This window comes from Glycomyces salinus, from assembly GCF_016428645.1.
Lineage (GTDB): Bacteria > Actinomycetota > Actinomycetes > Mycobacteriales > Micromonosporaceae > Glycomyces > Glycomyces salinus.
Window position 1 is genome coordinate 1 of the sequence record NZ_JAELXW010000167.1, and the last position, 5,268, is coordinate 5,268.

The 5,268-nt window shown below is 59.3% G+C and carries 5 protein-coding genes; all 5 read right to left on the reverse strand.

What is annotated here, in order from left to right; all coding sequences use genetic code 11:
- Positions 1 to 270: 270 nt before the first annotated feature.
- The 5 genes from JFB92_RS24740 to JFB92_RS24760 all read right to left on the reverse strand — a co-directional run bounded on the left by JFB92_RS24740 (position 271) and on the right by JFB92_RS24760 (position 5,015).
- Entirely contained in the window at positions 271 to 555 is a 285-nt protein-coding gene (locus tag JFB92_RS24740; RefSeq protein WP_199044595.1) for a hypothetical protein, read from the reverse strand.
- A gap of 636 nt (positions 556 to 1,191) precedes the next feature.
- Positions 1,192 to 1,653 carry a hypothetical protein gene (locus JFB92_RS24745; protein WP_199044596.1) on the reverse strand — a complete coding sequence of 154 codons (462 nt, stop codon included), beginning with the start codon at positions 1,651 to 1,653 and terminating at the stop codon, positions 1,192 to 1,194.
- Between the two features lie 3 nt (positions 1,654 to 1,656).
- Positions 1,657 to 3,759, reverse strand: coding sequence for a hypothetical protein (locus tag JFB92_RS24750; protein ID WP_199044597.1), 2,103 nt, complete (start codon positions 3,757 to 3,759; stop codon positions 1,657 to 1,659).
- A 101-nt stretch (positions 3,760 to 3,860) separates the two neighbouring features.
- Entirely contained in the window at positions 3,861 to 4,544 is a 684-nt protein-coding gene (locus JFB92_RS24755) for an ABC transporter ATP-binding protein (RefSeq protein ID WP_199044598.1), read from the reverse strand.
- Between the two features lie 75 nt (positions 4,545 to 4,619).
- On the reverse strand, positions 4,620 to 5,015 hold the full coding sequence (locus JFB92_RS24760) for a hypothetical protein (RefSeq protein WP_199044600.1): 396 nt from the start codon (positions 5,013 to 5,015) through the stop codon (positions 4,620 to 4,622).
- Positions 5,016 to 5,268: the final 253 nt, after the last annotated feature.

Here is a 5,268-nt window from a genome sequence, read left to right on the forward strand (position 1 = left end):
ATGCGGACTGTCCATGCGAGGCAGCCTAAGCGCCCGCGTCCGCGCGCCGCAAACGAGATCGGCCGCCTCTGGGCCGCCGACCCTCGCGCTTCCGACCCGGTTTCAGTCGGTCACTTCTACCGTCAGCGTGACCGGCTCGGGCGCCGCTTCGTCGTTCAGGCCGCCGACGCAGTCCTCCGGGCCGGACCGGAAGCAGTACTGGAACACCACTTCGGTCTCGCCCGCGCCGACCGCCTCGAACTCCCAGGCCAGTCCGACATCGCAACCCGCCTAACCCTCCTCGCAGTCGGGCGAGTCGGTGTAGTCCTCGCCGACCTCGGCCAGGATGCCGGAGTCCGGTTCGCCGACCAGGTGCCAGGAGTCTCCGATCGAGGAGTTGATCCACCCGAAGTCGATCCGGAGCGTCTCCCCCGGGCCGACCGTCGCCGTCCCGGCATCCGCGGACACCTCGACGGCCGACTCCTCGACTGAGCCCTCATTCGGCTCCGCGCAGCCCGCCGTCACCGCCACCAGCACCGCGATCGCGGCCGACGCCGCGAACCCTCGAAAGCCCATGCCGACTCCCTTCGCATCCCATGGCCTGCGGCCCCCGCCGAATCAGCGGTGTCCGCACCTGCCGTGGACGGTACAAGCCGCGAGCCACCCGGCGGGTTCCTATGCGCACGGCTCGGGACCGGTCCCGCCGAAGATCCACACAATGAGGTTACCGCCCCTCCGCCCGAAGGAAGTGAAGCGCTCATGACCACCGAGGAAGAAGCCCGAATGCCGACCCGCGTCAGGGTCGCCCTGGTGCTCGTGACGCTCCAGGTCATCGCCAGCGCATTCGTCGGACTCGCATTCCTGGCCGAGTAGGGCAGCAGGGTTCAGCACGGCCAGGATCCCGGAAACCTCGGCCTGCTCGGAGGGGTCTCCCTCATTGCGGCGGTCGTGCTCCTGGGCCTGATCCTCCCCTTGCTGATCGCCGGCCTGCTGCTCTCGTACGACGGCGAGGAGTGGTTCACGGGCTGAGGGTGGGGCGAGTATCCCGCATCGGGCCGCTGCGACTACCGCAGGGAGACTTCGGATCCTTCGGAGTCGGTGATGTCGTGCAGTTTATACAGGTGGCGAGATCGGAAACACGGACTCACAACGAGTCGCATCCAACTCCGATACTCGCCACCTGACTATCGGCACAGGTGCTCCAATATACCGCTAGACGTTAACGTACGAGCTGCACCCGTCGGGCCGCAGAGCACGATTTTCACATGCCCTGAGCTTCTCGATACCCTCGTCGAAGGTTCCCGTCGAGGCGGAGGAGTTCTTACCGCCTTCGGTTTCGATTCGGTGCATGGTGTTGTCGCTGTTGACGTAGAAGTTCGAGTAGGCACTGTTTCCGTCCCACGCGATGTCAGTCACGGTAACTATGGTGTCGGCGGTGTTCGTGGTCGCACGCGCCCCGCCTTCGTACTCGGCTGTCGCCGCATAGGCGGGCGAAACCGAGCCAATGATGCTGGCCGCCATAAGTCCCGACATGCCGACGCGGACCCAGAACCTTCTATTAATGGCCACTTTCATGTCCTTTCGTTGTTGTATACCTTGTTGGGGTCCAGAATCGGTCGACATCCGTTCTGGAAGGCGATCGCCGATCGATTCCTTGGTCTTGATAAGACTCACTTCTCATTCATGGGAACCGGGGCGCCAACGCTCTGTATCGCGAATTGCGATCCTTGACGCCCAGTACCACATCACGATTCCGGATATCAGAACCACGCCTACAGCAACACCCGCTGTACTCCAACCCGGGGACTTGGTGGCATAGATCGTCAAGGGCCTGACAATCCACATACCAATTATGGTTCCCATGACGGCGGTCAGACCTATTGGAATTGCGACAAGCCATGCCGAGATACGGTAGTACTGTGAACTCATTCCCGCAATCGCCGTGAGGGGTGCCAGTCGGGAACTCGCCGCGAAAAACCTCCCTGCCGAAGCGACGGCGCTTACCGCGCCTATAATTGCCAGGCCGCACATACCGAATAGCATGACCCACTCCGCCTGCTCATAGTGCGGCATGGAACCGATCAGCCAACCGCGACCCGGTGCCTCTACGGCGACGATTACGTTGAACTCGTTGGCCGCCAATTTCACTTCTGGAATCTCGATCTGAGAGCGTTCCGGATTCACCAGAAGGAACGTCGCTCCTTCGAGAACCGCTTCGGATGGATCTTCAACTACGATTGATTTCGGTCCGGAAGACCAAGCGCCTATGAGCGCGTCGATCTTCCCAAGATCGAGTTTGCTGTCGGCTTGCTTTTCGCAGGGGATATCCAGCCTTTGGAGAGTCTCGCAAGAAGCGATGACTGAGCTGGTGGAACCCGGTCGATCCTCAGTTCGTATTGCAAGTACTTCGACGGGTTCGGAGATGCCAGCTGCGAATGCCCGCAATTCTTCAATACTGGCGGCGTCCGGCGTCCGCACCAGAATCGTGTTGGTACCATAGTACTCTCGATACTGCATCGCCTCCTCGGTGTCACCCGCCAATATCCCCTGGTATGCCAATACCAGGAAGAACAACACCAGGCCCATGGCGAGGCCAGTGATATAACGAGCGGTCTCACGAGGTTGTGCTTGCAGATGCGAACCTGCTACCAGCAATACCGCATCTTGTCGCCGGCGGCCTCTGTTCGCGAGCAGACGGCCGGCCCGCGCGGTCAACAATCCTAGAGTCGCGGGCAGGGTGAGGAGGACACCGATCGTGCCGACCCATTGGAGGATCATGTAGCTGGGCGTATAGGCGAAGAATCGCGGCAGGAATACTCCGACAGCCAGCGAAACCGGGAAGAGGCCTGCGATTACAGACATCCTTCGCAGGCGCTGATCCGAAAGCAGTCGTGAGGAGTCTCGACGGATCTTCGTCCTTCGAGCCAGGCCGAGAACAATGGCTGCCGCGATTGCCAAAGAGAGTGATGCGGCGCCAACGATCAACAATATGTGCGATCTCAGATCCTCAGCTGAGACTTCGAATCCTACAACTGGAATGTCCAAACCAACTGCCAGTACGAATACCATGACGACAAGCGCAAGGCAGAACCCGATGCCTATCGAAGGAAACGACTCTCCCAACGCAATCCAGCGTAGATGCTTTCGCATTCCTCCCAGAATCGACACCAGATGCTCGCGACGGTCGCGGCGGCGCGCCGCAATCCGGGCGCTGACGAGAGTGAGCGCGAGCGAGGGAAGGACCAGAGCTACCACTATGAACGCGATGAGGCCGGCAACTGAGAAGTCATGCTGTTTCGCCAACCAATGGATCCCCGAGATCTCGCCAGTCGCTCCATCGGATCCCCAATCGATCACTTTGTCGACCCTCTTGTCATCCACCCGAAGATCCGTTTGTGGGCGCACGTAGGCTAGCAATTCACCCTGGTCTATCAGACCGTCGTTCGAAATAAAGCCCTCGAAATCGCCAAAACGTTCTGCGATGGACTCATCTGCTCCTCGTTCGAACAGCGCAGGTGACAAATAGACTTGACCGGGCTCGGGCCATCGGTCGAGACCGGGCGGAAGCGGCGCGTCGACGCCCAGAGGCGTAAAGTAGTGAACTTCGAATTGGCGACTGTTCTCAAGATTGTCGAATCTGCTTTCGACCAGGACTATTTCGGATTCTTTGGCATCGGTTCCAGCGTATTCAGCGACTCCCGCAAGTGCCCGATCGTCACGCTCAATCGATACTGCCACGATGCCGGCAATAAGAACGAAATTCAGCGTGAGGACGAACATGGACAGAGCGAGGGTGTGGAAGCGGACACCACCCGACTCCATGGAGCGTCCCGCTCGAAACCCGATACGGAAACATACCGTCCGAAAGTCTGGACGTCGACTCATGCGGATTCACCCGCCGATTCCAGTCGATGGTTCTCTACTTGGAAGATCCGGTCCGCACGCTGCGCCACCTGCAGATCATGGGTCGCAATGAGCATTCCGCAGCCGTATCGACGTGGAAGTCCGTACAATAGCTCGGCCACAAGGTCTCGTGACTTCTGGTCCAACGATCCTGTCGGTTCATCGGCAAGTACCAGCCTCGGCTCGTTTATAAGGGCTCGTGCCACGGCTGTACGCTGACGTTCTCCTCCAGATAGGCTATCCGTATCGACGTCCAATGGCACATTCAATTCGCTCAGCAATTCACCTGCCCTCTGGTACGGATCTCGCATGGCCGTATTCTTGCTGAGCAACGCAGGCAGAGCAACATTGTCCACAGGGTTCATTTCGGGCAGTAGCTCAGCGAATTGGAATACCATTCCGATCTTGTCTGCTCGAATTTTGGCCTTGTCGTCAGCGCTTCTCCCATTCATGGTCTCGCCATCAATCCTGATCGAGCCAGACGTGGGCGCCATGAGTCCAAGCACAATAGATAGAAGACTGCTCTTGCCAGAACCCGAAGGTCCTAGAATCGCGATCGATTCCCCGTCTCGTACTGACAAATTCAAGTTGTCGAAGATTGTTCGGTCACGGAACTTGAGATTCAGATCTGCAATGGCGAGCACATTAACCTCGGACGGCATTGCACGCTCCCTCAATATTGTTCGAAGGGCATGGTGCTGCGCCGGGGAAACCGGCGCAGCACCATGAGGATGGAACTACCAGTCAACGTGGCGGTAGTCCGAACAGGCGTCCGGCAGCAAGGGACGGTTCAGGCACGTGTTGTGCCTGTCGATGCCAGCGGAATAGCTTCCACTCCTCGCACAGGAACCCTCGCCCCCGCTCGTTGACACTCGACGCTTCTCACTGTCGTTGCGGACGTAGAAGTCGGAGTAGACGTCCCAGCCGTCAAACGACGTGTCGCAGACTTCGACTCCGCGTTTGTTGTCATACAGCACGGAGTATCCGTCCGCGTCGTCCACCGCGGCCGTGAATTGGCTGTCTCCTGAGCCTGAGATCGAGAGCGGGTTCGCAGCCGCCGGCGCGGCCATCCCGAAGACGCTTGCGGCGGCGGCCACAATCATAGCCGATCGAATCAGTCGCTTCGGTGCCACTGGTATCATTTCCTTTCGTTGTTGATAGCCCTCTGTTCAGAGCGCTCGACGCGATCAGCGAGTGATGTCCGTTTTGGAAGGCGATCATCACTCGCTATTCAACTTCGGTCCTTCAGTGATAGTTGGGGTTTGAGCAGCGGCTGAGTTTCTCCTCTTCTCTCCTCGATTGGTTGGGCGCTCGCCGTGGGCGGGTGGAGGGTAGACCCAGACACTGAGCTTTTCCGTGCAACTCATGCGTGACGGTCGGTGACGC

What these genes read in the sequence shown, in the direction of transcription:
- JFB92_RS24740 (WP_199044595.1), bottom strand. Translation starts at nt 555, where the DNA reads ATGGGCTTTCGAGGGTTCGCGGCGTCGGCCGCGATCGCGGTGCTGGTG.
- JFB92_RS24750 (WP_199044597.1), bottom strand. Translation starts at nt 3,759, where the DNA reads ATGTTCGTCCTCACGCTGAATTTCGTTCTTATTGCCGGCATCGTGGCA.
- JFB92_RS24755 (WP_199044598.1), bottom strand. Translation starts at nt 4,544, where the DNA reads ATGCCGTCCGAGGTTAATGTGCTCGCCATTGCAGATCTGAATCTCAAG.